Below are 24733 nucleotides of genomic sequence, written 5' to 3' on the forward strand. Positions count from 1 at the left end.
CCTCCCCTAGTACCTCAGCAAAGTTTATGCCTGGTCTTCTGCGTCCAAGTCGGCATCGCCGGGCTCCAGTGTGACATCGGCCACATCAGCAACTGCCTCGACATCACCGGCCGCTAGGTCGCCACTAGCAGCACCTTCAGCTAAAGAGTCCAATTCTTCGACTTCAGCGGCAGCTACCTTAGCTACCGACGAAATCTCGTCATTGGCCGCCACCTTGAACAAGCGCACGCCTTGGGTAGCCCGCCCAATAGTGCGCAGCTCACTCATGCTCAAGCGGATAGTGAGACCCGACCGATTAATAATCATAAGGTCATCGGCATCGGTAACGGCCTGAATACTCACCAGCTTACCGGTTTTCTCCGTGATTTGCATGGCTTTCACCCCTTTACCGCCGCGGTTGGTGATGCGGTATTCTTCCAGCGCCGAGCGCTTGCCGTAACCATGGTCGCTTACTACCAATAGCTCTTCCCCGCTGCCTTCGGCCACGCACACCATACCCACCACCTTATCGTTGTCGGCAGCTTCTTCACTCAGCGAGATGCCACGCACCCCGGCTGCCGTGCGGCCCATGGGGCGCACTTTCTCTTCGGGGAAACGCACGGCCCGGCCTGAGCGCGACGCCAGAATCACCTGCGAGTTGCCGGTGAGCAGCTGTACATCGAGCAGACGGTCGCCCTCGTTGATAGTGATGGCGTTGATGCCCGCCGCCCGAGGACGCGAATACGCTTCGAGTGGGGTCTTTTTCACCGTGCCCTGCTCGGTACAGAACATGAGGAAAGTGTTCTCTAGGTAGTCGGCCGAGCGCAGGTTGCGCACGTTGAGCACCGAGCGCACGGCATCTTCCTTAGGCTTGTCGATGAGGTTCTGCAACGGCGTACCCTTACTGGTCTTGGCCGTTTCGGGCACTTCATAGGCCCGCAGCCAGAACATACGGCCCTGCTCGGTGAAGATGAGCAGGTACTCATGGGTAGTAGCTACGAACAAGTGCTCGGTAAAGTCATCCTGCTTGGAGCCGGCACCGCGGGCACCTACCCCACCCCGGCCCTGGGTCCGGTACTCGTCGAGGCTAGTACGCTTGATATATCCTTCGCGGCTAACGGTAATCACCATCGCCTCGTCAGCAATCATGTCCTCCATCGAGAAGTCACCACCGGTGTGGTTGATGCTCGTGCGACGCGCGTCGCCGTAGCGCTCACGCATTTCCAGCAGTTCACTCTTGATAAGCGCACGCTGCTCGTCTTCCGAAGCCAAAATGGTGTTCAGACGGTCGATGAGACGCATCAGGTCCTCGTACTCGGCCACTAGCTTATCACGCTCGAGGCCGGTGAGGCGCTGCAAACGCATATCCAGAATAGCGCGGGCCTGCACCTCACTCAACGCAAAGCGCTCGATGAGGCCAGTGCGGGCTACTTCGGGGTCGCGCGACTCACGGATAAGCTTGATTACCTCGTCTAGGTGGTCGAGGGCGATGAGCAGACCTTCCAAGATGTGCGCCCGCTTCTGCGCCTCAGCCAGCTCGAACTTGGTACGACGCACAATGACTTCTTCGCGGTGCTCGACAAAGTACTTGATGAGGTCGCGCAGCCCTAGGGTCATGGGGCGGCCTTTTACCAAGGCCACGTTGTTGACGCCAAACGACGACTGCAGCTGGGTATACTTAAACAGGTTGTTGAGTACCACCGTGTTCAAGGCATCACGCTTGAGCTCGTACACGATGCGCATGCCGTCGCGGTCGCTTTCATCGCGCAGGGCGGCAATGCCCTCTATCTTCTTATCGTTGATGAGCGCAGCCGTCTTTTCAATCATCGAGGCCTTGTTTACCTGGTAGGGTATCTCGGTCACGATAATCTGCTCCTTGCCGCTGGGCAAGGTTTCGAAGTGGTGCTTAGCCCGCATCACGATGCGGCCCCGGCCCGTTTCGAAGGCTTGCTTCACGCCCTCGTAGCCGTAGATGATACCGCCAGTTGGGAAGTCGGGCGCCGTGATGTACTCCATCAATTCCGTCACCGTGATGTCCTCATTATCGAGGTACGCCACAATGCCGTTTACCACTTCTGTCAGATTGTGGGGGGCCATGTTGGTGGCCATGCCCACAGCAATGCCGCTAGTACCGTTTACCAACAGGTTCGGGAACTTGGCGGGCAGTACGCTAGGCTCTTCGAGTGAGTCGTCGAAGTTGGGCTGGAAGTCTACCGTGTCCTTGTCCAGGTCACCCAGCAGTTCGTCGGCAATGCGCTTGAGGCGGGCCTCGGTATAACGCATAGCGGCCGGCGAGTCGCCGTCGACCGAGCCAAAGTTACCCTGGCCATCTACCAAGGGGTAGCGTAGGCTCCAGTCTTGGGCCATGCGCACCATGGTGTCATATACCGAGCTGTCGCCGTGCGGGTGGTACTTACCCAGCACCTCGCCCACGATACGAGCCGATTTCTTGTGGCTCTTGGTATAGCTCACGCCCAGCTCGCTCATGCCGTAGAGCACACGCCGGTGCACCGGCTTGAGGCCGTCGCGCACGTCGGGCAGCGCCCGCGAGATGATAACCGACATCGAATAGTCGATGTAGGCCCCGCGCATCTCGTCTTCGATGTTTATCGGGATGATTTTTTCGCCTTCGGCCATGCTTAATTTAAGCTGTTAGCTGACAGCAGCTAGCTGCCAGCGCGGTTCGGAAAAAAGCAGTTGGTAGCGGTCCGGCTTCCAAAACAGAAAGTAACGCACCCACTCGCCTACTGCTTATATATGCGCGCAAGTTACGGCGAAAAACCCGGTTTTCCTAGCCTCTGCGCCACTTTAAAGCTTGTCTCGTCCTCCCCACGAGTTAGGGCCCCGCGCTTATCCTACCCCCATAAAAATCAGTAATCCGACTTTTAGGCGTTATAGCGCCGCTTATTTCAGCGACTTACTATGGTCGCTGGCCCGGCGGCGATTTTTACCTTCCGAATTGAGCTTGATACGCTCCCCCACGGCTGGGTACTGCATCTTCCAAATAGGACGAGCCCGGTACTTTACCCCGTTGTGCAGGTGTGCCTTGCGCGCGTGGCACGCATCGATGGGGCACGTGCGGCAGCTGGCTAGCAGCAACACCAAGAGGGGCACTATATAAAGCGGCCCACGGCCGAACATGGAGAGTACACGAAGCTTCATCGCTCTAAAGATACAGGGCGCCGGCGGCGCCCTAGGTTGGGTAGGTAAGGGCCGCTGGCTACTTCACGTCAGTGCTATCCCACTCGGCCAGGAACTGCGTCACGAACTCCTCCATAAACTGATGCCGACGCGCGGCTAGCTGCCGGGCGGCCGGCGTGTGCAGGCGGTCTTTGAGGTGCAGCAGCTTCTCGTAGAAGTGGTTGAGCGTAGGTGCGGTGCTTTGCTTGTACTGCTCGAAGTCGGCGTGCGACACGGGCGGTGTGGCTGGGTCGTGCATCGGGCGGCCCTTGTGGCCGCCGTAGGCAAAAGCCCGGCCTACGCCGATGGCCCCAATGGCATCGAGCCGGTCGGCATCTTGCACCACGGCCGCTTCGGGACTGCTCACGGGCGTTTCGACCCCTAGGCCTTTAAAGCTTACTTCGCGGATAACCTGCTCGACGCGGGCCACCGTGGCTTCGGGTACCTGCTGGCTCAGCAGCCAAGCGCGAGCAGCGCGGGGACCAGCCTCGTAGTCGCCCCCATGAAACTTCCAGTCGGCGATATCGTGCAGCAGCGCGGCCAGTTCGGCTACTTCGAGGTCGGTGCCCGGCGTTTGGGCACCTAGGGCACGGGCCACGTGCCACACCCGCCGAATGTGGGGCCAATCGTGACCCGAGCCCTCGGCTTGAAATTTTTCTTCGATGAAAGCAGCCGTAGCAGCGATAACTGGGGTCATGGCGGTGACGTAGTGTAAAACTATAGAGAAGGCCGAGCGAGCCCGCGCCGGGCTGACCCACTGACTAGCAGCCTTTACGGCAACTCGCCCGGCTGCCGGGCGCTGGACAGCCAAGCGCTGGCGTGCAAAGATGCGGCCCGGCACGCTAGTTTGCGGGCTGAATTCCCTTCTGACCTGTTTGCCGGGTCGCATTGCCCCGGCCCTCTCCTATGGAAAAAATTGCCATGCTTGGCGGCGGCTCCTGGGCCACGGCCCTCACCAAAATCCTCTCTGAGAACGGCGCCCGCGTCGATTGGTGGCTACGCTCGAAAGACGATGTGCAGCACTTACTGCGCACCGGCCACAACCCGCGCTACCTCTCGGCCGTGCAGTTCGACCGCAACCTGGTCTACCCCACCACCGACCTCACCGACGCCGTGGCCGAGGCCGACTGGCTAGTGCTGGCCGTGCCCGCCGCCTTTGTGCAGCCCGTGCTCGATAAGCTAGGCCGCGACGCCCTACGCCACAAAAGCGGCGTAGTGTCGGCTATCAAAGGCATGATACCCGGCAAAAACGTGCTCGTGACCGACTACGTGCAGGAGCGTTTTCGGCTGCCCGCCGCCCGCCTAGGGGTCATTGCGGGTCCCTGCCACGCGGAGGAGGTGGCTCTCGAAAAACAGAGCTACCTCACCATCGGCTCGCCCGACGTGAGTGGGCTGGCCAATAGCTTTTGTCACTTGCTACGCAACCGCTACGTGAGCGCCCACCCCGCCGCTGACCTAGACGGCATTGAGTACTGCGCCGTGATGAAGAACATCATAGCCCTCACCGGCGGCATCGCCCACGGCCTGGGCTATGGCGACAACTTTCTGGCCGTGCTGGTGAGCAATGCCGTGCAGGAAATCAGACGCTTCTTACAAGCCATCTCGCCCCAGCCCCGCGACCTCTCCGCTTCAGCTTACCTAGGCGACTTGCTAGTAACAGCCTACTCGCAGTTTTCGCGCAACCGCACCTTTGGCAACATGGTGGGCCGCGGCTACTCGGTAAAGTCAGCCCAACTGGAAATGAACATGATTGCCGAAGGCTACTACGCCGTAAAAAGTATTCACGAGCTCAACCGCCAGCTCAAAGTGAATATGCCAATTACTACGGCAGCGTACAATGTGTTGTATGAGCGTATCGCGCCAGCTGTAGAACTAGAGATTTTGAAAGAGAAGCTTAGGTAATGAAGCTTACGCAGACTTGCCTAACTACCTCGAAAACCAATCTTTGACCCAATCCGTTATATTTGCGTCCGTCTCGAAGAAAATAAGGGGCCGAGCACTCGGCCCAACCCCTTACCCAACTACTGAGATAAGTAGGTGATAAGTAGCCCAGCCAACGCCTTGGCTACGCCACCCGCAAACCCCACTAATGCCGCCGTACCGATGGCATCAAGTAGTTTCTTCGCGTTGTCCCGTTTCATTAGTGTGAGGTGAAAGGGTTGTCGCAAAACCCCCACTTCAGAAACCCCGAGCTGTTACCGCAGCCGGGGTTTCCCTTTTTCAAGGGCTACCGCAGGCCGGGGGACTAACCAACGCGCTTGGGGCAAAAGTAAACGCAACACCTAGTAGCATGGTTATTCTGCTTGACTTAGATGGGGTCTTAATCACTACCCCGCACTGGCGAGCAGTCGAAAACGAGCCCGATGGCTTCTTCAAATTCGATGCTCGTGCCACGGCGAACCTCGCCACCATCTTAGCCGAAACCAACGCAGCACTAGTGCTCACGACCTCGCACCGCATCAATCATTCCCTAGCCGAATGGGCTGCGTTTTTTCAAATACGGGGCCTAGCGCCGGCCGCTATCAGCAAGGTCAACGACCGCACTACGCTGCCCCCAGCGGGCTCCCGAGCCGATGAGGTTGCAGCGTGGGTAGCCGCACACGGCACGCTTGCCAACTACGTTGTGCTCGACGATGACCTATCGCTGCATGGCTTACCCCCAGCCATCAAAAGCCGGTGCGTTATTACTAAACCCTTACTAGGTCTGGATGCGGACGCAACCCAACAGGCACTGCATATCTTGCGCAGCTACCCGGCCTTACCTATCCTATGAACTGGCTTCCCCTGGCCCTGTTTACGGCCCTGTGCCTAGCGGGCTACAATTTCTTTATCAAGCTGGCGGCTGAGCACCTGCCACCCGCCGTAGGCGCGGTAGTGCTACAGTTGGTGGCTGCCGGCCTGGGCGCAGCATGGCTCGTACGCCTCAAGCTGCAGGGGCAGCCGCTAGCGGTTTCGGGCAAGGGCCTGGGGCTGGCAGCGTTAGCTGGGTTGAGTGTAGGGTTGGCCGAAATACTAACCTTTGTGGTGTTTAAGCGTGGGGTACCAGCCTCGGTGGGCACGCCAGTTATCGTGGGCGGCTCGGTGCTGCTAGCGGCCGTGCTCGGGCTAGTAGTATTGCGCGAAGCCCTAACCCTCGGGCAAGCCGGCGGGCTACTGCTCATAGTGGCGGGCATCGCGCTGCTGGCGCGGGGGCACTAAGCGAAGCGCAGAGCCACGCTACCAAACTGCGACTTGCTAAACCCCGACACACTGGGGCGGTTTAGCCTGCGATGAAAGCATTTATTTTCGACCTCAACGGCACGATGGTCCACGACATGGACTACCACACCAAGGCCTGGCAGCACATCTTCAACCACGACCTAGGCGGCAACTTTACCTGGGACGAAGTGAAGCCCCAGATGTACGGCAAAAATGCCGAAGTACTCGAACGGATGTTTGGTACCGAACGCTTTACGGCCGAAGAAGTAGCGCAGCTCTCCTTGGCCAAGGAAACCCGCTACCAGGAAGAGTTTCGGCCGCACCTGCGGCTACTACCGGGGCTAGCCGAGTTTCTGGCCGCCGCCCATGCGCGCGGCATTGGGCTCGCTATTGGGTCGGCCGCCATCCCCTTTAATATCGACTTCGTGGTGGATGGCCTAGAACTCCGGTCGTATTTCCCGACCATCGTGAGCGCCGACGACGTGACACTGAGCAAGCCCCACCCCGAAACGTTTCTTAAAGCAGCCGAACTGCTAGGCGTAGCCCCGGCCGATTGCCTCGTGTTTGAGGACGTGCCCAAGGGCGTGGAAGCCGCCGCCCGCGCTGGTATGCAGGCCGTGGTACTCACCACTACGCACCCCGCCAGCGACTTCACCGAGCTACCCAACGTGCTGCACTTCGCGCCCGACTTTACGGATGCGTTTTTTCAGACCTTGCTCTAGGACCTAGGTTACAGAAAGGCCTGTAACTCGGCCCATACGCGGTGCGTGGGCAGGCCCATCACATTGAAGTACGAGCCTTCGAGGCGGTCGATGCCGACGAGGCCCAACCAGTCTTGGGCGCCGTAGGCGCCGGCTTTGTCGAAGGGGCGGTAATTGGCTACGTAGAAGGCAATTTCTTCTTCGCTCAAGGTCCGAAAATGCACAGTGGTTTCGTCGGCAAATACGACGGGCGCGCGGCCGTCGCCGGGTAGCAGACACACGCCGGTGTACACCTGGTGGGCGCGGCCCTGCAGGCGGGTCAGCATCTGGCGAGCCTCGGCCGCGTCGGCGGGCTTGTTGAGCACGTCGTCACCTAGGCACACGATGGTATCGGCGGTGAGCAGTACTTCGTCGGCCCCTAGGTCGGCGCGGTAGGCCTCGGCCTTATGACGGGCCAGATACTCAGCAATTTCGGCCCGGCGCAGGTGCTCGGGAAAACTTTCATCGACCTCACGCAGGCGGATTTCATACGTCAGCCCGAGGTCGGTGAGCAGTTGGCGGCGGCGCGGCGAGCCGGAGGCAAGAATCAGGTTCAAGAGTAAAGGGGGCGCTTAGTGATTAGTAAATAACAGAACTACCAGTTTTTATGCCTCAGAGCCCACCGACTGGAAATATCGGTCAAAAGCCGACGCGTTCGCCCCGTCCTCCAAGCTAGTGAAGAGTAATCCGGCCAGCGTTTTGGGAAAGAAGAAAGTGGACTTAGCTGGCATCACGGCGCCCGAGTGACACACGGCTTCGACCTGGGTCATGGTGACCTCATTGGTGAGAAAGGCGGCGCGGGCTTCGCCCCTATCTACTTGCTGCAGGCACTCGGCCAGGCCACGCACGTAGGCCACCCCCGGCCAAGCGCGCTGAGCGTCAGGGCCTACGATGCCCAGCACTTTTTCGAGCACGAAGAAATGCAGTACCGTCAGGTCGAGGTCTTTGACCTCGGGCGTCGTATCCCAGCTTAGCTCGGCGTGCACCTCGGGGCGCAGGCGCAGCTTGTAGGCAGCCCCGCCCCCTAGGTAGAGCCCAAAGGCCCAGCGGCGGCCAGCAATCACCTCGGGCAGGTCCTGAGCCTCGGCCTGGGGCAGCACCGTGAAGTAAACAGCTAACCGGGTCAGCAGCTCCTCATCACTGAGATTGCCTGGCAGCTCGCGTAGCACCCGGTGGGTAGGCAAGATGCGCAAGTCGTCGCTAGCAGCATTGGTGAGATACATGAGGTGGTAGTTCCAAGGCTCGCGGCCGCTGTAGGCGCCGGGGCCGGCAGCCAGCTCACGCGCCTGGCGGTAGGCCAATGAGCCTTCGTAGCGGTGGTGCCCATCGGCCAAGATGACCTGCCGCGACGCCAACACTTGCTGAAAACGCTGAATAGTCGAGGCATCCTGAATAACGGCCAGCACGTCTCGGGCGCCTTGGTAGTCTTCCTCGGTCTGGCAGAGCGGGTCCAAAATGGCCTCGTCCATGAGCGCCTCGAGTTCAAAGCGTTCGTCGCGGTACAGCCCGTGGGTGGCACTAGACTGAAAGCGCAGGGCGGCCAGCAGCTCGGCCCGGTCATTAACGGCGGCGGGCAGCGTGTTTTCGTGGCGCAGCACCACGTTCTCGGCCCAGTCGTAGGCCCGAATGTGGGCTATAAAGCCCTTGCGGCAGCGCTCGCGGGCCTCGCCCGGCAGCCGGAAATACTGGTAGTACACGTAGATGCCCGGCAGTCCATCTTGCCGCAGCACGCCCTCGGCTTGCCAGCGGGCCAGCCGCGCCGCGGCAGCGGCGTGGGGCGGTACTTCGCCCTCGGCGCGCGGCACCGAAAGATGAATGCTGTTGCAGGGGTTTTGATAGAGCGCCTCGCGCTGGCGCACGCTTACCACGTCGAAGAGCGGCGACACCACTGCGTCGATATCGGCGCTTAGGGTTGGGCTATAGCGCCAGCCGCGCACGGGTTGAATTTCAGCCAAAAGCGTAATGGACGTAATTTAGATAATAAGCGTAATTATTGAGTAGTGAGAAGCAGGTGGTATAATCAATAGCTTTTCAACGCTAGTGACTAGGACATTAAGCCAATTAACCCCTACTCCCACCACCCTAGGGGGCTAGGCGACTAATTTTCCAGCCTTCGCCTTCGCGCTCATATACCAGGCGGTCGTGCAGGCGGCTGGGGCGGCCCTGCCAGAACTCGATGCGCGTAGGGCGCAGCACGTAGCCCCCCCAGTGCGGCGGGCGCGGCAGCGGGTTTTGGTCGGCAAAACGGGCTTCTATATCGTGCTCGCGGCCTTCAAGCGCCTCACGGCTTTCGATGGGCTGGCTCTGGGGCGAGGCCCAGGCGCCCACCTGGCTGCCGCGCGGCCGGCTCTGGAAGTAGGCCGTCGATACGTCTTCGGGAGCTTTTTCAACTCGGCCTTCTACCCGCACCTGGCGCTCGAGGCCGGGCCAGAAGAAGTTGAGCGCGGCCAGCGGCTGGGCAGCCAACTCGTGTCCCTTGCGCGAGTCGTAGTTGGAGTAAAACAGAAAGCCCGCGTCGTCGGGCAGGCCCTTAAGCAGCAACACCCGGGTACTAGGCTGGCCGGTGGCCGCATCTACGGTAGCCAGGGTGAGGGCAGCGGGCTCGGGCAGCTGAGCGGCCACGGCCTCGTCGAGCCACTGCCGAAACTGGCGCACGGCATCGGGCAGCACGTCGGTTTCGAGCAAAGTGCGCTGGGCGTAGGTTTGGCGCAGTTCGGCGAGTTCGGCGTCGGTCATGGGCGAGATAGAGCGAAAAGAGGGGGGAAAAGAAACCAGTGGGCACCCTAGGGCTTGGGCTGCCATTCGTAGAGCGACCAACTGCCTTGGTGGCGCAGGCGGCGCATGTGCTGCTCGCGAATGAAGCTGGGCGTGCGCTCGAAAAGTGCGAGCACCTCGGGAAACCGTGTAAGCTGCTCGCGGTAAAAATTGTTGCGGCCGTCGTAGTAGGCTGTATCCAAAAACACTAGGATGGGGCGCTTATCGAGACGGGCCAGCAGGGCCGGACTGGGGCCGCCAGGGCGGAACATAGACTGCAATTCGGCCGCCTGGTAGCCAGGCGTGCGGCCGGCTTTGTTTGACATCAGGGGCAGGCCCGTGACGATGCCCAACTGGTAGCCAGTGTTGCAATGCGGGTCATCGGGGTCTACTCCTAGGTAGGGAAGGTCGTCGACCTTGGTGCCCTGGTGCCAGTATGGCAGCGGCAGTAGCGCCTGGTAGCGCCCGGGCTCGGGCCAGCCTACTAGCTCGCGCACGGCGATGGTGGCGGGCTCGCGCAGCAGGTTTACCCGCGTAAGCCCATTGCGGTAAAACTTGGTAGCGTGCACCATATCAATCACGGCCAGGCCCACTAGCACCACCCATAGCACCTGCAAGCCCCGGCGGCGCAGTGCCCCCGCCTGCTGCCACGCCAGGCCCGCGTACCAGGCAAAGCCTAGCACCAGCGCCCACCAGAAGGGCCACACAAAGCGCCCTAGGGCGCGAAACTGCGTGACGCGCACCGTGACCTTATGCAGCCACAGAAAGGGGTTGAGGTAGTTGTTGAGCACATAGCTGTCATTGTCGAGGTGAATCTCCTCGCCCAGCGCCACCAGCAGCACCGGCAGCGTGGCCAGCAGCAGCAGGCCCAAAAAATCGCGGGTTGGGTGGCCAGGGGCCGGCAGCACTGGTAACAGCGCCGGGCTGGCCGTGGCTGGGGCTTGGCCCCCCGCCTGCGGCCGCTGCTGCCACCAACGCACAGCGGCTAGCACACCTACTGCCACCAGGCCGTAAAGCACAAAGGCACCTAGGTAGGAACTAGACTCGTAGGGCACGGTGGCTGTGCGCTCAAGCAAGAATTTTATTTTGTTGTAGTCGTAGCTTTTGAACAGGCTAGTAAACTGAAATTTCCACTCTATCCAGTCGTAGCCATCGCTGCCAGCTGGGCGCTCGCTACTACGGGCATCCAGCACCTGTAGCAGCCCAAACGTGAACACCAGCGTGGCCGCCAGCACGGCAGCCCCCCAGCCGGCCAGTTGGCGCCAAGGGCGCTGGGCGCGGGCCTCACGGCCTATCCACAACAACAGGAACAGCCCCGTCCACATCCCCATCACGCCTAGGTAGTAGAAATGCACCCAGCTCGCCGCGATTAGCCCTAGGCCCAGCGCCAGCCACCAGCGCGCTAGCGGGCGGCCTGCCCGCCAGGCCCCGTAAAGGCCTTGCAACAGCCACAAGGGACCTAGCACGGCCGGCGTGTACGACAAGGCCAAGTGCCCCACCCCTAGGCGCGCAGCCTGCGGCCCTAGCCAAGGCATAGCTAGGCTTAGCAGCAGCGCCACCCAGCCCGGCACCCCTAGGCGCCGCAGAATACTCAGCAGCAGCAGCGTGCCCAGCACCATACCCGACAAAATGAATACGTCGAACAGGTACAGCCCGTAGGGCGCCAGCGCCGGCACCGCCCGCACCAGCCAGTGCAGCGGAATGCTGAAGCCCGGCGCAATGTCGGTGTAGAAGATGTACTCCCCGAAAGGGTAATTGGTACCGTGGTCGAGAAGCCCCTGGCTAAGCGGCTGCCGCAGAAATGTAGCCAGCGAGTAATAGCTGCGGATGCCATCGTAGTAGTCTACTACCAAGTACTGGCCGGGGTGCACTAGCAGGCGGGCAAAGGTGCGGCCAACCAGCAGCAGTTGAAGCAGGCCAGCGGCTAGCAGCCAGCGCCAGCCGGCGGGCTGGCCGCCGGCCACCGCCGGAGGCGCGGAAGCAAGAGACGTCATGAAGTGCGCAAAACAACGATAGCGAAGCCTCGGGCCGGTGGGCCAGGCGCGGGCAAAGGTAGCGGCCCACCGTGCCCTAGCCCGGAACCCTTTCGGGCGGTGGGCGGCTTATCACACCCTAGGGGCTGCGTTTTGCGTAGCTTACTTTCCGTCACGATTTGGTTTTGTTACCCTGCCTTACCCATGAAGCCCGGTACCCTTCTTATTTCACAGCCCTTCTTAGGCGACCCCAACTTCGAGCGTAGCGTGGTGGTGCTCTGCCGCCACCACCCCGAAGAGGGGGCGTTTGGGCTGGTCCTCACCCGCCCCACGGAGGCCACTCTCGGGCAGGTGCTCGACCTACCCGGGGGCGAAGCCAGCCCTGCTGCCGCCCTGCCGCTGCACGTGGGCGGGCCCGTACAACCTGACACCCTGCATTTTTTGCACCAGCAAGCCGACCTGCCCGGCGCCCAGCCTCTGGGCCAAGATGTGTATTGGTCGGGCGACTTCGACGTACTTATTGGCCTGATAAACAGCGGGACTATCGCACCTAGCAGTGTCCGCTTATTTGTGGGCTATTCGGGCTGGTCGGCAGGCCAGCTAGAAGAGGAAATTGAACGCGGCTCCTGGATTCGGCAGCCCGCTAGTGCCGGGAAAGTATTTACTTTGGAGTCTGATGCGTTCTGGCAGGGCATCTTGCGCGAAAAAGGCGGTCGCTTCCGGGCCCTGTCCAATTATCCGGTTGACCCCCGCCTCAATTAATTTTTTTCGATTTCTGACCCGCGTCCGGCTTCGGCCCCTTGCTTTTCACGTTCCGGCCCGGTGCCGGGAGCCGGCTTTTGTTTTTGTTTATGCTACCCGAAGAAACCCCCACCCCCGCTTCGTCGACGCCCACTGAGGGCACGCCTGCCGACCGCATGAGCATCTTGGAAGCTCGCTTGGCCGAAATCCGCGCCAAGCAAGGCGAAGTGCCAGCTGCTTCTAATACACCCGACGCCGCGTCAAGCCCGGCTGCCCCGGCCCTGAGCGACACCCCCGCCGCCGCCGCCGTGCCCCCCGGGGGCGGAGCCACGCAAACTGAGGCCGACCCACTGCTTTCGGAGCCGGGTCTGAGCGATGCCACTGGTGTGCCAGCCCCGGCTCCGGTGAACGCGCCTACCCCCACCGATGCCTTACAAGCCCCCGAAGCAGCTGCCGCGGCCGAAACGGCCCAGCACGTACCCAACGAGGTAGCCGCCGAGCAATTCTCGGCGCCACAGGCTCGGGCCGTGGCTCACTACGGCGATGACATGGCCCCTGGTGCCGATAACGATACCGCGCCGAGCACTTCGACCTCGGAAGGCAATAGCACGGCGCCCGCCGACGAAGCAGCCCCCGTGCACACGCTTGCTCGCGCTGAGGACATCGACAATACGCCCGACGAGGTGGCCACTCTGCCAACCTCGGCTACGGAGTCGGCCGCCGAAGCGCACCAGGCGGAGGTAGCGCACATCGCGGCCGAAACGGAGCATTCGGAAGAAGCAACAGGTGAAGAAGCCGACCACTACGTACCCGAAACTCCGGCGCCCGACTTTGCCGAGCTTGACTTGGAAAGCCAAGCTTCTTACCTAGTGGGCCTGCTGCGCCGCCCCGACGCGCGCCGCAATCGCCAGCAGATTTTTGAGCTCAATCGCCAATACGAAACCAACGTGGCCGCTGCCCGCGCCGCCTCGCGCCAGAAGCTGGCTGAGGACGCTAACGCGCCTCAGGAGTTTAGCTTCCAGCCCCCAGCTAGCCAAGCCGAGCTCAACAAAGCCCTGCAGGACTTCCGCGAAGGCCGCGCTCGCGATGCTAAAGCCGAAGACCAAAGCCGCGCCCAGAACCTGGCCCGCAAGCAAGAATTGCTCGGCCAGCTGCGCCAATTGGTAGAAAGCGCCGAGACGAAAGACAGCTCGCAAAAGCTGAAGCAGCTGCAAGCCGACTGGAAGGCTACCGGCCCGGTGCCCCAGACCGATAGCCAGGAAACCTGGAACACCTATCACGGCCTGCTCGACCGCTACTATGCCAACCAAGGCCGCTTCTATGAGCTGAAGGAACTAGACCGCCGCCGCAACCAAGAGGCCAAGGAAGCCCTTATTGCCCGCGCGGAGGCTCTAAAAGATGCTCCTGGCATCAACAAGGCCCTAGATGAGCTGAAGAAGCTACACGATGAGTGGAAACACATTGGGCCGGTACCCGGCGAGCAGCGCGAGCCCCTGTGGCAGCGCTTCCTAGCTGCCTCCGAGGCTATTCACCTGCGCCGCAAGGAATTTGTAGATGTGCGCTCGGCACAGGAAAAAGAAAACCTGACCGTGAAGCAGGCCCTACTGGCCCGCGTGTTACCCTTCGCCGACTTCGCCACCGAGCGGGTAAACGAGTGGCGTTCGCGCACCGATGAACTGCAGGAGATTAAGAAAGAATGGGAAGCAGCTGGCCCAGTGCCCCGCGCCCAAGCCGACCAGCTCAATAAGCAGTACTGGAATGCCTATAAAGCATTCTTCAACCACAAAAATGAATTCTTTAAGAGCCTCGACTCAGAAAAGAATACCAACCTGCAAGCCAAGTATGCGCTTATCGAGCAGGCCGAGGCAGCGCAGCAAAATCCCGACTTCGAGGAGGCGCGCAGCGTGATTGTGCGGGTGCAGAAGGAGTGGAAAGATATTGGCCGGGTGCCCGAAAAACAGGCCGACAAAATCTGGAAGCGCTTCCGGGCCGCCTGCGACGGCGTGTTTGACCGCCCCAAGCAGGAGACGCGCCAGCGCGAGGAGCGTCAATCGGCAGCTAGTGCCGAGCAGGTTACTCGTTTGGATAAGATTGCGCAGCAAGTAGCGGCCCTATCGCCCTCCGAGCCAGGTACCCTAGAAGGCTTCCGGGCCCTAGCAGCCGACTGGCAAACGCTTGACGCTACCGGCGACCATCCCGGTGCAGGCACTTCTGACCGTGGTGAAGAGCAGTTTCTTACGCTTATGGGCAAGTACTTGGACCAAACGGCTGGTATCACGCCAACCGACCGCGAGGATTTGCTTTTCCAATTGGAAATAGCTCGTTTAAAGGCGCGTCCTCAAGCTCAGCAGGCCTTCACGCGTAAGGAAACCAGCTTGCGCCGCGAAATCCAAGAATTGGAAAATGATGTAGCAACCCTGCAAACCAACCTGGACTTCTTCGGCCGCTCTAAAAATGCTGACCAGTTGCGCCAGGAGTACCAGGGACGCATGAGCGAAACCAATGCCCGCGTTGCTAAGCTTAAAAAGCAACTCAAGCAACTGCGTAGCTAGTAGCTCAGTCTCAACCACTAAAAAAGCGAGTGCCCGAGGGCACTCGCTTTTTTAGTGGTTTTTTTTTGGCACCAAGGTCTGGCGTGCTTACTTTTGCACCACGATTAAGCCTCCATAGCTCAGTTGGTAGAGCTTCTGACTTGTAATCAGAGGGTCGTTGGTTCGAGTCCGACTGGGGGCTCTTAATTGGCAAAGGCCGTTGTGAATTCAATATTCACAACGGCCTTTTTGTTGGTGTGCCGTTTAGTGTGCCCAAATAGTGTGAGCTGTCGCTCATAGCGCTCAGCCGGGCCCGCCGCCATAGTGCTGTGCTTATCTAGCCTAACCATTGAACCTATCACGGTTTGCTCAGCGATTGCGTTCTTATGGCAGCATTCTTTTTGCTTTGACTAACGTCATTGAATGAAATCCGAACATACATCGGCTTCACTGGCGGCTATGGCGGCTACGCTAGCTTAGTGCTCGGCACCAGTGCCATCGAAAGAAGAGGCGCCGTGCCGGTGCGGCGCGTGGTGATTAAGTGCAAGCGGCCGCACCACGTCAGTAACGCCTGAGCAGTGGAGGAAGTGGTTTAAGAAGTAGCCATGCTGATACAGCCAGACGAAGAGCAACGCATTGCCTTAGAGCCGAGCCACTGAAAATTGGGCTTTATTAGAATGGTTAGTTGATGAGGGGCGTGGCACAGGTACCAGCCCAAGTGACTGATTACGACGCGCTAGGCGATGCACTGCCAAGGCCTGGCCAACATCCGGAACGAATCTAATCGAGTTGCAAACTCACTAGCCTCGACAAATGCGACGCCCAAATCAATACTTAGCATGCAGCTTATCGGGTTCCTAAACCAACTCGAAAAGGCCGGCATCCTAGGGCAGTTCTACCAGGCTGATATTGTGAACCTGAGAACCTACCGCACCGCGACAATTTACTGCATTATAGGGCGCTGCTAGCTAAGCCCAACTATGCCGAGAATACAGCGCGTATAATAAAAATAACAGCTGAACAATGCGGTGTAGCAAGAAGCACAGTATATGCAGCTATCCGAGAAATGGAGCAAATAGTGTAGCGGCACGTATTAATATCTCTCATCTTAAGCCTGTATCTTCAAGCTATAGAATCTGCTTATTCCTATTATCCTAGATAAAAACCATTATAATTAGCATTTATCTAATAGTACTTTATTTCTGAACTGATAAAATTCTTTATGAAATCTTTGAGGATAGCGGTAGTGGGCGGCTGTCATGTAGCTGGCTATGGGGTTAATCCGGAACAATCCTTTCCTACGCTGCTTGCAAAACTGCTAGATGGTGAGGTAGTAGGACAAACTGCCCATGCACGTTTCGTAGACCTACCCCAACATTTGAAACCCTTGTTGACTCAGCACCCCTCCCATGTGGTCATACAAATCGGTAATCATGAATTCTCCGCAAGCTGGTACCGTTTGTTACGACAGCTGAAGCTAAAGAGATGGGCAAAGAACCCACCGGAAAAGGAGTCGTCGGAGACCTTAGACCATTGTAGGGTTATGTCGTTGGCGATGTATAGTCAAATGGCAGTTATGAGTTTGCTCATGACTGCTATTTGGTTGTTTTCGGCGCCACACCGCCGTAGTTTTCAAACCCTTGAGCGCTGCATGCGGCAGTACCCTGCCACCGCATTTATCTTCCTGTCGCCTTTCCCCGACCTCAATCCTGGCGATAATATTTTACGCCGGTTTGGTGGCTGGTTGCTCCACCACCGCTTATCGAGCCGGCCCAATCTTTATTGGGTGGACTCCCATCAATTATTGCGAACTGACTCTCAGTTGTATGTTGACGCCTCTCACTTAAATCCGCAAGGTCATCGTGCTTTGTCCTATGGCTTGGCCGCTTGCGTTCTTCGTAATACTGTTCTTGCCATGTAGTTTCTTACAAGAGCAGCCTACACTAATCGAATCAGTTCAACTGTCGTGCTTGGCGTATTTTTCCCTGCCATCTGCTTCGTTGACGAAAAATCACGTCTGCTCATCCTAAGCTACACGCGCTGCAACTGGCAACTTAATGCTAGTAGTACCGCGAAGGGGCTAGGGTACTCGGCAGGAAGCAAGCTGGATTGCATTCTGCAAGGCACGGCAGCGCCCAACTATGCGACTATGACCGATATGCTAGCGAAGTAGCCAGATGTATCGACCGACTGGCTGATGATGGGCCAATAATGTAGATAATGCTCCCCGACGCTTAGGCTTTGGCAGGAAGTATGCGGCGATAAACCAGATTCATATCAGCCTTTTCTCCTGCTGAGCCTATTAGTGTACCCACTGACTCATGTCAGGGTAGTAGCGACATTATCTTATGCTGCCTAAGAAGCAAAACTGTATACAAGCTGACGCCTACCCTCCACACCATCGCTAGGCATGGCCGAAACTTGACCTAGGAACCGGCTTGGGCAGAGCCACAGTACCAAAAAGCCCCACCCGAACCGGGCGGGGTTTTTAGCTTCACAAGAAACAACCCCTAGGGGTCCCCTTATCTGTACCGTGCGAGGATGTCAAACATTACAGCCTCACTAAAAAATAGTGGCCGGCTCCTCTCCCACCGCGCCTACTTCATATTGGGTACTGAGCACAAAATGCTAGTTGCGTAGTCACAGCGCGGTTAATAAAGTCAAGGCAGTAGATTTCTACGCCTGCTAGTGCACACCTTTACATTGCGTTTCGGCTTACCCTAGCAGCTCTAAAGTATGCATTTTACACTTCGTCCCTGGGGTTCTAGCGACCTCTCCAGCTTGGTTAGGCATGCCAACAACGCGGCGGTTGCTCGCAATCTAGCTGACATCTTTCCGCACCCTTATACCGAGGCCGATGGCTTGGCGTACATAGAATTTGCCACGAGCCAGGTGCCGGGCTGCATTTTTGCTATTGAAGTGGCGGGCGAGGCAGTAGGTAGCATTGCGCTGCATCCGCAGACCGATATTCACCGCAAGAATGCGGAACTGGGCTACTGGCTGGGCCAGTCCTTCTGGGGGCACGGCATCTGCACACGGGCCGTGCGCGAGGTTGTAGCCTATAGCTTTCACACTTTCGACCTTGCGCGCATTTTTGCGCGGCCCTTCGGGACAAACCGCGCTTCGCAGCGGGTACTGGAAAAAGCGGGCTTCTTGCTGGAAGCACAGTTTTCCCAGACGCTGTTTAAGAATGGCGAGTTTATAGATGAGTGGGTGTATGGGGTGCGGCGCGAGACTATTGGCCCTGGGCACACCATAGCCGGGAGCTAAGTGGCTAGGGCTAGCGCCTCAGCTACTTGCTGCCGAAGCACTTGCGTAACCAGATTTATTTCCTCCTCGCGCGATTGCTGGTACTGCAAGGCGGCCGGAGTAGTCGGCGAATCTTCCCAACGGGCCAATTCGGCCAACGTGTCGAGGCGCGTCAGGGATAAGTCAAGGCGCTCGTAGAGCTTAACCCAGGTGGCGCTGGCGTGCTGAGGGCGCTGGTGCAGCGCCAGCCGCAGCTTCAACATTTGGGTTACAATCTGGGCTAAGTCCTGCAAACGCGTTTGCTCCGTAATGTCTAGCTGCCGAGGCTTGCGGTCAATGATGCACAGGGCCCCGATATTGTGTCCTTGCTCATCGCGCAAAGGGTGGCCAGCGTAAAAACGCAGTTGTAGTGCCTCGGCTACACCGGGCTTAGTGAGCTGACAAGGGGCAGTCTGTAAGTCATTATAGATGGTAGTATCTTCATTTAGAATGGCTACTGAGCAGATACTCTCGTCACGGGCTATGCGTTCGGCACCTCCTAGGCCAAAATTTGCCTTAAACCACACACTGCCTTCATCCACGAGCGATACTAGGGCAATGGGCACACTGAATAGCTTGGCCGTGAGGCGCACCACTTCGTCGAAAACAGCGTCGGGAGCGGTACCTAGCACGCGATAAGGCGCCAAGGCAGCTAAGCGTTCATGGTCATTAGGTGGAACAAGAGTAGCTATTGACATAATGAAAGAGATAGAAGACAGAATAATAAACAAATTTAGTGCTTAGCTTATAAATCTTCAAGGCCGCCTATTGGGTCTCACCCTATCGGCACATATAGTAAGCACCATTGTTAGCTGCGCTTAGGTAGCCCAGCCTATAGCTTGCAGACTGTAGCCTAGCGCAGCCCCGCCTAGCACCAGCCAAGCCGAATTGAGGCGGTAACGCAGCAACAGGAAGGTACTGCCTGCGGCCAGCAGCACAGTTGGCACATCTAGCAGGGCTGTGCGGGCCAACGCAAACGATACGGCCGCCATCAGCGCCCAGGAGGCTGCATTTAGCCCATCTAGGAAGGCCCCAGCCAGTGGCGACTGCCGCAACTGTGCTACTAGCCTAGTGCTGAGCCCCACAAAAACAAAGGCCGGCAGAAAAATACCTACTGTAGCCACCAGCGCTCCGCGCCAGCCTAGCAGCACGTAGCCCACAAACGTGGCCGTTGTAAATACCGGCCCCGGCGTCACTTGCCCCACCACCACGGCGTCGAGCAGTTGCCCCTGAGTAAGCCAGTGAAAGCGCTGTACTAGGTCAGCATCGAGGAAGGCTAGTAGCACGTAGCCGCTGCCGTAGAGCACCGAACCAATTTTGACAAAAGCCAACCCGAGTGGCAGCAGCCCCAGCGGCTTGGCAATTCCGGCAGCGGGAGCGCCGCCTGGCCCTAGGCCCAGCAACAGTGGGAGCAGCGCCAGCGCGGCCACCGCTCCAACTAATTTGAGTAGGGCCGGCGACACAGTTTTGCGAGGTAACGTTGGCCAGCTTAGCCCACCAGTTAGCAGGCCAGCCGCCAAAAGCAGCAACAACTCATTTACGCCCAGCAGCCCTAGCACAAGGGCCACTCCGGCCACTAAGCGCAAATGCCAGGTTTTGAGCGCTGACTTGCCTAGGCTCCAGAGAGCTTGCGCCACCACGGCCACTATCATAGGCTTCACGCCATAGAGCACGCCTGCTAGGGCCGGCAACGTGCCAAAGCGCACGTAGGCCCAAGCAAAGACCATGACGATGAACATGGCTGGCAGAATAAAGCAGGTTCCGGCCACTAGTAGCCCGGCCCAGCCTCGGCGCTCATAGCCGATATGAATGGCCAACTCCGTAGAGTTGGGGCCGGGAATAAGGTTGGCCGCGCTAAGCAAATCCAGAAATTGCTGCTGCGTAAGCCAGCCGCGGCGGCGTACCACTTCTTCCTCCATGAGGGCAATATGAGCGGCTGGCCCGCCGAAGGCCGTGGTACCTAGGCGGAGAAACAACCAGGCCAGCTCGGCTAGTGCAGTAGGCATTGCGGAAGACAGTTCTTAGGTGTAGAAAACATAATAACCCGGAAGGTCAGCAAACAACCTACAAGGTCGGCATGCCCGCACGTTTAGCGGCTTTGATGCTGGCTAGACTCATCCATGTTACACTTAACGCTTGCCATCAACAACATAATTGATAGCTTTCATTCAGGCACTATATCACCATGCATACTATAGGAAGCATTAATATTTTTTACATAAAAAAATATGCAACAAAAACATACATTCATATGTTAATGGTATGTAGCTTGCAGTCGCAAATTGAGTATGACGCTAGACACCACCTGCTATCAATGTAGTAATCAGCAAGTAATACAATCTTGATTCTACTCGTACAGAATTGAATACCAATGAATTTCAAGGAAGTTGAGTGACGAAGACCATAATAAAACGCAACTAGCAAGCCTACTTACATAAGTATTTTCTACCTTTTCCTCCTACTTTTATGCAGCTCACTGACATGTTATTCAACAGCAGTAAAACAGGGCACTTTGCCCAAATTCTCACCAGCGGCCTGCTTGGCGACGTACTGGTTAACCAGCTCACCCCGCCCGACCCCGTTGTCATTCAGCAGTGGGGGTCGATGATTATCCAGTTTTTGGTAGCAGCTGTGACCATCTGGGCCACAATCCGGAAGGCACTGCAAAAGCCAGATGCGGTACTGCCAATGCCCGCTGGCGCAGGAGTGTCGGCCACACCATCGGCCCCAGAGCCCCTGCCCAAATAGACTCCCAGCTATCAGTACACTTCTTCCCAATAAGGGTTAAACAGCTACCTGAGCAGCCCAGTCGGGCCACATAATGGCTTTTAAGGCAACCTCTGGCTTACTACCAAGCCCTGATAGCAGGGTGCAGCACATGTCTATAAAAAGGGTTTCCACTTATGCGGTGGAAACCCTTTTTATAGACATGTGCTGTGGCTATTGTATAGACTTGTCAGGTACTAGGCAGACCTTAATGTTAGTGAAAGGTCAGCCGTTTTCGAGTAAGGACTAGACCTAGGAACAATGACAGACATCCTTTTGAAATTATGTCATCGAACAACAGAGCAGTATGACTGAGCCGAACTGTACCGCTGTAGCTGCTGGGAAATCCTGTAGAAACTTGCCAGCTTAAGCCTAAAAAACCCCAGTGTCGGTTATATAATTATGGGCAACTGATGCAGAATCATCTATATTTGCTGCAAACTTTACGTATAAGCCACTCAAAATTATACGTAAAGCTCACCCTAGAGGCCAGCCAGCATTTCACCGATATATATGAGCAAATCGAGCAGTGTCACGACACGCATAGCCGAAATGGTGGCCTACTATGGCCTCAATGCAAATAGCTTGACCACCAAACTGGGCTACAGCACCAATAGCAAGATGTACAAGATACTGTCGGGAACGGAACCCAGCTTTCCTACACTTGTAGATATGCTGCGCGCTTTTCCGGAAGTATCGCCGGGCTGGCTAGTGCTGGGTGAGGGCGGCATGCTGCGGGCGCCAGCTACCGATGCGGCTCCGACTACAAGCCGAGCAGCGCTAGCAGGAGGGCGGCCACCGGTGATAAACAGCGGGCAGGTGCTAACCATCACGGTGGATAGTGCGGGCAATGAAAATACAGAACTGGTGCCGGTGCAAGCGCAAGCGGGCTACTCGGTGCAGCACAACGAAGCGGTATACCTGCAAGACCTGCCTCGCTACCGCATTCCGGGATTTGAGCATGGCACTTACCGGGCCTTTGAGGTGGCTGGCGACAGTATGGAACCCACGCTCAACCACCGCGATGTAGTTGTGGCCTCCTATGTTGACAACTGGCGTCTGCTGGAGCCGGGCGACGTGTACGTAGTGGTGACGGCGGAGAGCGTCATGCTCAAGCGCATTCGGGAGCGCATCACGGCCCACGACATGACGGTAATGCTGTACTCGGACAACCACCATCGCAAGCCCTACCCTATGGACTGCGCCGATATTGCGCAGTTGTGGCGGGTGCGGGGCTACATCTCAACCTACCTACCTAGCGCGCCCGACGTAACGGTGGAGCGACTGTGGGAAGTGATAGAGGTATTAGGCTTCGACAAAGGAGAGGTGCGGCGGCACCTAGAGGAAAACGCCTCGGCCGAAGCAGCCCGCTGATAACTAGCCAGTTGCTCTCGCGTGCCCGGGGCTTAGTAATAGCTTTTTCGCCTACTTAAGGGCACCTTCGGCCACGGGCGGAAGGTGCCCTTAGTGTTTAGGGTAGTACAGCAAACGTAGCCTGCAGTGGATAAGCCTAGGTAAGCGATGCTTCATCCTAGTAAAAACGTTTTCTAAAATTGGGAATTAAAGGGCAATATAGATAAATCATCCACCTAGGATAAGCCCTAAATCAATACCAATTCTCAGTAAAAAACTAAGTAATCGGCGCTATTATTACAACACGGATTGTTCTTACAATAATTAAATTAACGTACATAGTAGCATCTCACTCACAATAAGTTGTATTAACACAAGACACCTTGCCATTAGGACCTTCACAAGCCTAAAAATGGATATATTATTGCTAATAAAATTTTCATAGGTGAGTAACTCAGCATTAACATTTAAAAGCAGGGACAGCTAGTTTCACTAAAAAATTATATTGCTCGCTTGTTATTCGCTTGCTTAGTGTACCTTTACCACCGAAAGAGCGAGTATTGCTATTCTTTCTTTTTTTCTATTCTTTACTCTTTACGCAAACTTATTCCCGTGTCAGTCGAACTACTCTTAACTCCCGCCCAGGCGCCCCAGGTGGCTCCGGCCCTCCCCCACCCTTCGTACGACCAAGTGGTACTGCCGGGTGACCATCCAGACCCGACGGTTATTAAAATTGGGGATACCTATTGGGCTAGCGCTACCTCGGCCGAGTGGGGCGCGGTATTTCCACTGTTTTCTTCTAAGAACTTGCTCGACTGGGAACTGGTAGGGCACGTGTTTCCGGATAAGCTGCCCGACTGGGCTGGCTCTAATTTTTGGGCTCCTGAATTTTACCAAGAAAACGGCCGCACCTATATATACTACACCGCTCGCAAGAAGGGTGGTATGCTGTGCGTAGCCGTGGCCAGCGCCGACCATCCTGCCGGCCCCTACCATGACCACGGCCCGTTGGTAGGCCAAGAAGCGGGCTCCATTGATGGCTTCGCCATTCCCGATGAGCACGGCGACTTATACCTAATCTGGAAAGAAGACGGCAACTCGTGCTACCAGGAAACACCCATTTGGGCGCAGCGTCTCAACGACGAGCGCACGGCCCTTATTGGGGAAGCTACCGAGCTCTTTACCAACGATGTGCGCTGGGAGGGCCCACTAGTAGAGGGCTCGGCCCTGGTACGGCATAACGGCTGGTTTTATATGTTTTATGCTGGCAACAGCTGCTGCGGCAAGGGCTGCCAGTACGCCACTGGCGTGGCCCGCTCGCGGGCACTGCTGGGGCCCTGGGAAAAGTACGCTCAGAACCCCATCCTGGACAGCAATGATACTTGGAAGTGCCCCGGCCACGGCACCGTGACGGAGCTAGACGGGCGCTGGTTTTTGCTGCACCACGCTTATTTCAAGCAAAGCCACGAGTTTGTGGGCCGCCAGGGTCTGCTAAGTGAATTTACCTGGAACGCCGAAGGCTGGCCCGAGTTTGTGCGGCGCAGCCCCCAGGCGCCGCCCCTCACCGACCTAGGGCGCCTGCACGTGGCCGACGAGTTTGAGGGCAGCCGACTTGGGCTGGAGTGGCAGTGGCCTATTAACCAGCAACCGGCGACGGCCGTGGCCAATGGCCAACTACACCTCAGTGCCGAGCCTTCGCGCCTAGGTGCCGTAGTGGCCCGGCGCACCCATACGGCTACTTACAAAGCCGCTACCACCCTCGACTTTGCGGCCCTGCCCGCCGACACCTTTGCTGGCTTGGCTGCCGTGGGTGACCCCTACAATGCCCTGGCCCTAATGGCTGGCAATGGCCAGCTGCAGGTGTGGCACCTCAAGAGCGGCAAGCAGCAGTGCCTCACGTCCATCTTTGTGGAGCCTTGCGCCACGCTCACGCTACGCTTGGAGGTGTGGGGCGGCCAGCGCTACCGCTTTGCTTATAGCACCGATGGCGCCACATGGCAGCCTATACCTACCGAAAGCTTCGCCGTGAATGGCACCTACCTGCCGCCTTGGGACCGCGGTGTGCGGCTGGCTCTGGTGGCCCAGGGGGAAGCCGAGGCTACGGCAACTTTCCACAACTTTATTCTGCGCAACCAGCGGTAGACACTTCTTGCCTGCGCTACACAAAAAACCAAAAGGTCCAGCAGCTACGGTGGCTGCTGGACCTTTTGGTGTGACTGGGGGCTATGGC

Annotated in this window: 21 protein-coding genes and 1 tRNA gene; 13 read left to right on the top strand and 9 right to left on the bottom strand. The window is 57.8% G+C overall.

Translation table 11 applies throughout. The annotated features are described in order from the left end of the window. Positions 1 to 24: 24 nt before the first annotated feature. The 3 genes from gyrA to FNT36_RS01245 all read right to left on the bottom strand — a co-directional run bounded on the left by gyrA (position 25) and on the right by FNT36_RS01245 (position 3856). Positions 25 to 2616 carry a DNA gyrase subunit A gene (gene gyrA, locus FNT36_RS01235; RefSeq protein ID WP_144843182.1) on the bottom strand — a complete coding sequence of 864 codons (2592 nt, stop codon included), beginning with the start codon at positions 2614 to 2616 and terminating at the stop codon, positions 25 to 27. 267 nt (positions 2617 to 2883) lie between these two features. Then, a complete protein-coding gene (locus FNT36_RS01240; protein WP_144843184.1) occupies positions 2884 to 3141 on the bottom strand; it encodes a hypothetical protein in 258 nt (85 codons plus the stop codon). A gap of 58 nt (positions 3142 to 3199) precedes the next feature. Further along, a complete protein-coding gene (locus tag FNT36_RS01245; RefSeq protein ID WP_144843186.1) occupies positions 3200 to 3856 on the bottom strand; it encodes an HD domain-containing protein in 657 nt (218 codons plus the stop codon). A gap of 209 nt (positions 3857 to 4065) precedes the next feature. On the opposite strand from FNT36_RS01245, the gene FNT36_RS01250 reads away from it, so the two are divergent. The 4 genes from FNT36_RS01250 (at position 4066) to FNT36_RS01265 (ending at position 7079) form a co-directional block, all read left to right on the top strand. Beyond that, positions 4066 to 5061: an NAD(P)H-dependent glycerol-3-phosphate dehydrogenase gene (locus tag FNT36_RS01250; RefSeq protein WP_144843188.1), complete on the top strand. Its 996-nt coding sequence runs from the start codon at positions 4066 to 4068 to the stop codon at positions 5059 to 5061. Positions 5062 to 5449: 388 nt separating this feature from the next. Beyond that, on the top strand, positions 5450 to 5932 hold the full coding sequence (locus tag FNT36_RS01255) for an HAD domain-containing protein (RefSeq protein ID WP_144843190.1): 483 nt from the start codon (positions 5450 to 5452) through the stop codon (positions 5930 to 5932). Beyond that, positions 5929 to 6357: an EamA family transporter gene (locus FNT36_RS01260; RefSeq protein WP_144843192.1), complete on the top strand. Its 429-nt coding sequence runs from the start codon at positions 5929 to 5931 to the stop codon at positions 6355 to 6357. The genes FNT36_RS01255 and FNT36_RS01260 overlap by 4 nt, the downstream gene beginning before the upstream one ends. 71 nt (positions 6358 to 6428) lie before the next feature. Next, entirely contained in the window at positions 6429 to 7079 is a 651-nt protein-coding gene (locus FNT36_RS01265; RefSeq protein WP_144843194.1) for an HAD family hydrolase, read from the top strand. A gap of 8 nt (positions 7080 to 7087) precedes the next feature. On the opposite strand, the gene FNT36_RS01270 is transcribed toward FNT36_RS01265, so the two are convergent. The 4 genes from FNT36_RS01270 to FNT36_RS25280 form a co-directional block, all read right to left on the bottom strand. Beyond that, on the bottom strand, positions 7088 to 7654 hold the full coding sequence (locus FNT36_RS01270) for a Maf family nucleotide pyrophosphatase (protein ID WP_144843196.1): 567 nt from the start codon (positions 7652 to 7654) through the stop codon (positions 7088 to 7090). 48 nt (positions 7655 to 7702) lie between these two features. After that, positions 7703 to 9052: a DUF1015 domain-containing protein gene (locus FNT36_RS01275; protein ID WP_144843198.1), complete on the bottom strand. Its 1350-nt coding sequence runs from the start codon at positions 9050 to 9052 to the stop codon at positions 7703 to 7705. 127 nt (positions 9053 to 9179) lie between these two features. Continuing rightward, a complete protein-coding gene (gene pdxH / locus FNT36_RS01280; protein WP_144843200.1) occupies positions 9180 to 9833 on the bottom strand; it encodes a pyridoxamine 5'-phosphate oxidase in 654 nt (217 codons plus the stop codon). 47 nt (positions 9834 to 9880) lie between these two features. Next, entirely contained in the window at positions 9881 to 11845 is a 1965-nt protein-coding gene (locus FNT36_RS25280; RefSeq protein WP_233635585.1) for a hypothetical protein, read from the bottom strand. A gap of 183 nt (positions 11846 to 12028) precedes the next feature. On the opposite strand from FNT36_RS25280, the gene FNT36_RS01290 reads away from it, so the two are divergent. The 6 genes from FNT36_RS01290 (at position 12029) to FNT36_RS01310 (ending at position 18366) form a co-directional block, all read left to right on the top strand. Next, positions 12029 to 12586, top strand: a complete 558-nt coding sequence (locus FNT36_RS01290) for a YqgE/AlgH family protein (RefSeq protein WP_144843202.1) — start codon at positions 12029 to 12031, stop codon at positions 12584 to 12586. 89 nt (positions 12587 to 12675) lie between these two features. Next, complete coding sequence (locus tag FNT36_RS01295; RefSeq protein WP_144843204.1) at positions 12676 to 15117, top strand: DUF349 domain-containing protein; 2442 nt, start codon at positions 12676 to 12678, stop codon at positions 15115 to 15117. A 108-nt stretch (positions 15118 to 15225) separates the two neighbouring features. After that, a tRNA-Thr gene (locus FNT36_RS01300) sits at positions 15226 to 15298 on the top strand. Between the two features lie 217 nt (positions 15299 to 15515). Further along, on the top strand, positions 15516 to 15671 hold the full coding sequence (locus FNT36_RS25285; protein ID WP_233635586.1) for a hypothetical protein: 156 nt from the start codon (positions 15516 to 15518) through the stop codon (positions 15669 to 15671). 1013 nt (positions 15672 to 16684) lie between these two features. Continuing rightward, positions 16685 to 17017, top strand: coding sequence for a hypothetical protein (locus FNT36_RS25290; RefSeq protein WP_233635587.1), 333 nt, complete (start codon positions 16685 to 16687; stop codon positions 17015 to 17017). An 815-nt stretch (positions 17018 to 17832) separates the two neighbouring features. Further along, positions 17833 to 18366: a GNAT family N-acetyltransferase gene (locus tag FNT36_RS01310; protein ID WP_144843210.1), complete on the top strand. Its 534-nt coding sequence runs from the start codon at positions 17833 to 17835 to the stop codon at positions 18364 to 18366. Here the strand turns inward: FNT36_RS01310 and FNT36_RS01315 are convergent. Further along, positions 18363 to 19082, bottom strand: coding sequence for a GAF domain-containing protein (locus FNT36_RS01315; protein WP_144843213.1), 720 nt, complete (start codon positions 19080 to 19082; stop codon positions 18363 to 18365). The genes FNT36_RS01310 and FNT36_RS01315 overlap by 4 nt on opposite strands. A gap of 120 nt (positions 19083 to 19202) precedes the next feature. After that, positions 19203 to 20390, bottom strand: a complete 1188-nt coding sequence (gene chrA, locus FNT36_RS01320) for a chromate efflux transporter (RefSeq protein ID WP_144843217.1) — start codon at positions 20388 to 20390, stop codon at positions 19203 to 19205. 460 nt (positions 20391 to 20850) lie between these two features. On the opposite strand from chrA, the gene FNT36_RS01325 reads away from it, so the two are divergent. The 3 genes from FNT36_RS01325 (at position 20851) to FNT36_RS01335 (ending at position 24645) form a co-directional block, all read left to right on the top strand. Beyond that, positions 20851 to 21132, top strand: coding sequence for a hypothetical protein (locus FNT36_RS01325; protein WP_144843220.1), 282 nt, complete (start codon positions 20851 to 20853; stop codon positions 21130 to 21132). 531 nt (positions 21133 to 21663) lie between these two features. Beyond that, entirely contained in the window at positions 21664 to 22524 is an 861-nt protein-coding gene (locus tag FNT36_RS01330; RefSeq protein WP_144843223.1) for a S24 family peptidase, read from the top strand. Positions 22525 to 23115: 591 nt separating this feature from the next. After that, positions 23116 to 24645 carry a family 43 glycosylhydrolase gene (locus tag FNT36_RS01335; RefSeq protein WP_233635588.1) on the top strand — a complete coding sequence of 510 codons (1530 nt, stop codon included), beginning with the start codon at positions 23116 to 23118 and terminating at the stop codon, positions 24643 to 24645. Positions 24646 to 24733 lie beyond the last annotated feature (88 nt).

Source organism: Hymenobacter setariae (genome assembly GCF_007713685.1).
In the GTDB taxonomy this organism is placed as follows: Bacteria; Bacteroidota; Bacteroidia; order Cytophagales; family Hymenobacteraceae; genus Hymenobacter; species Hymenobacter setariae.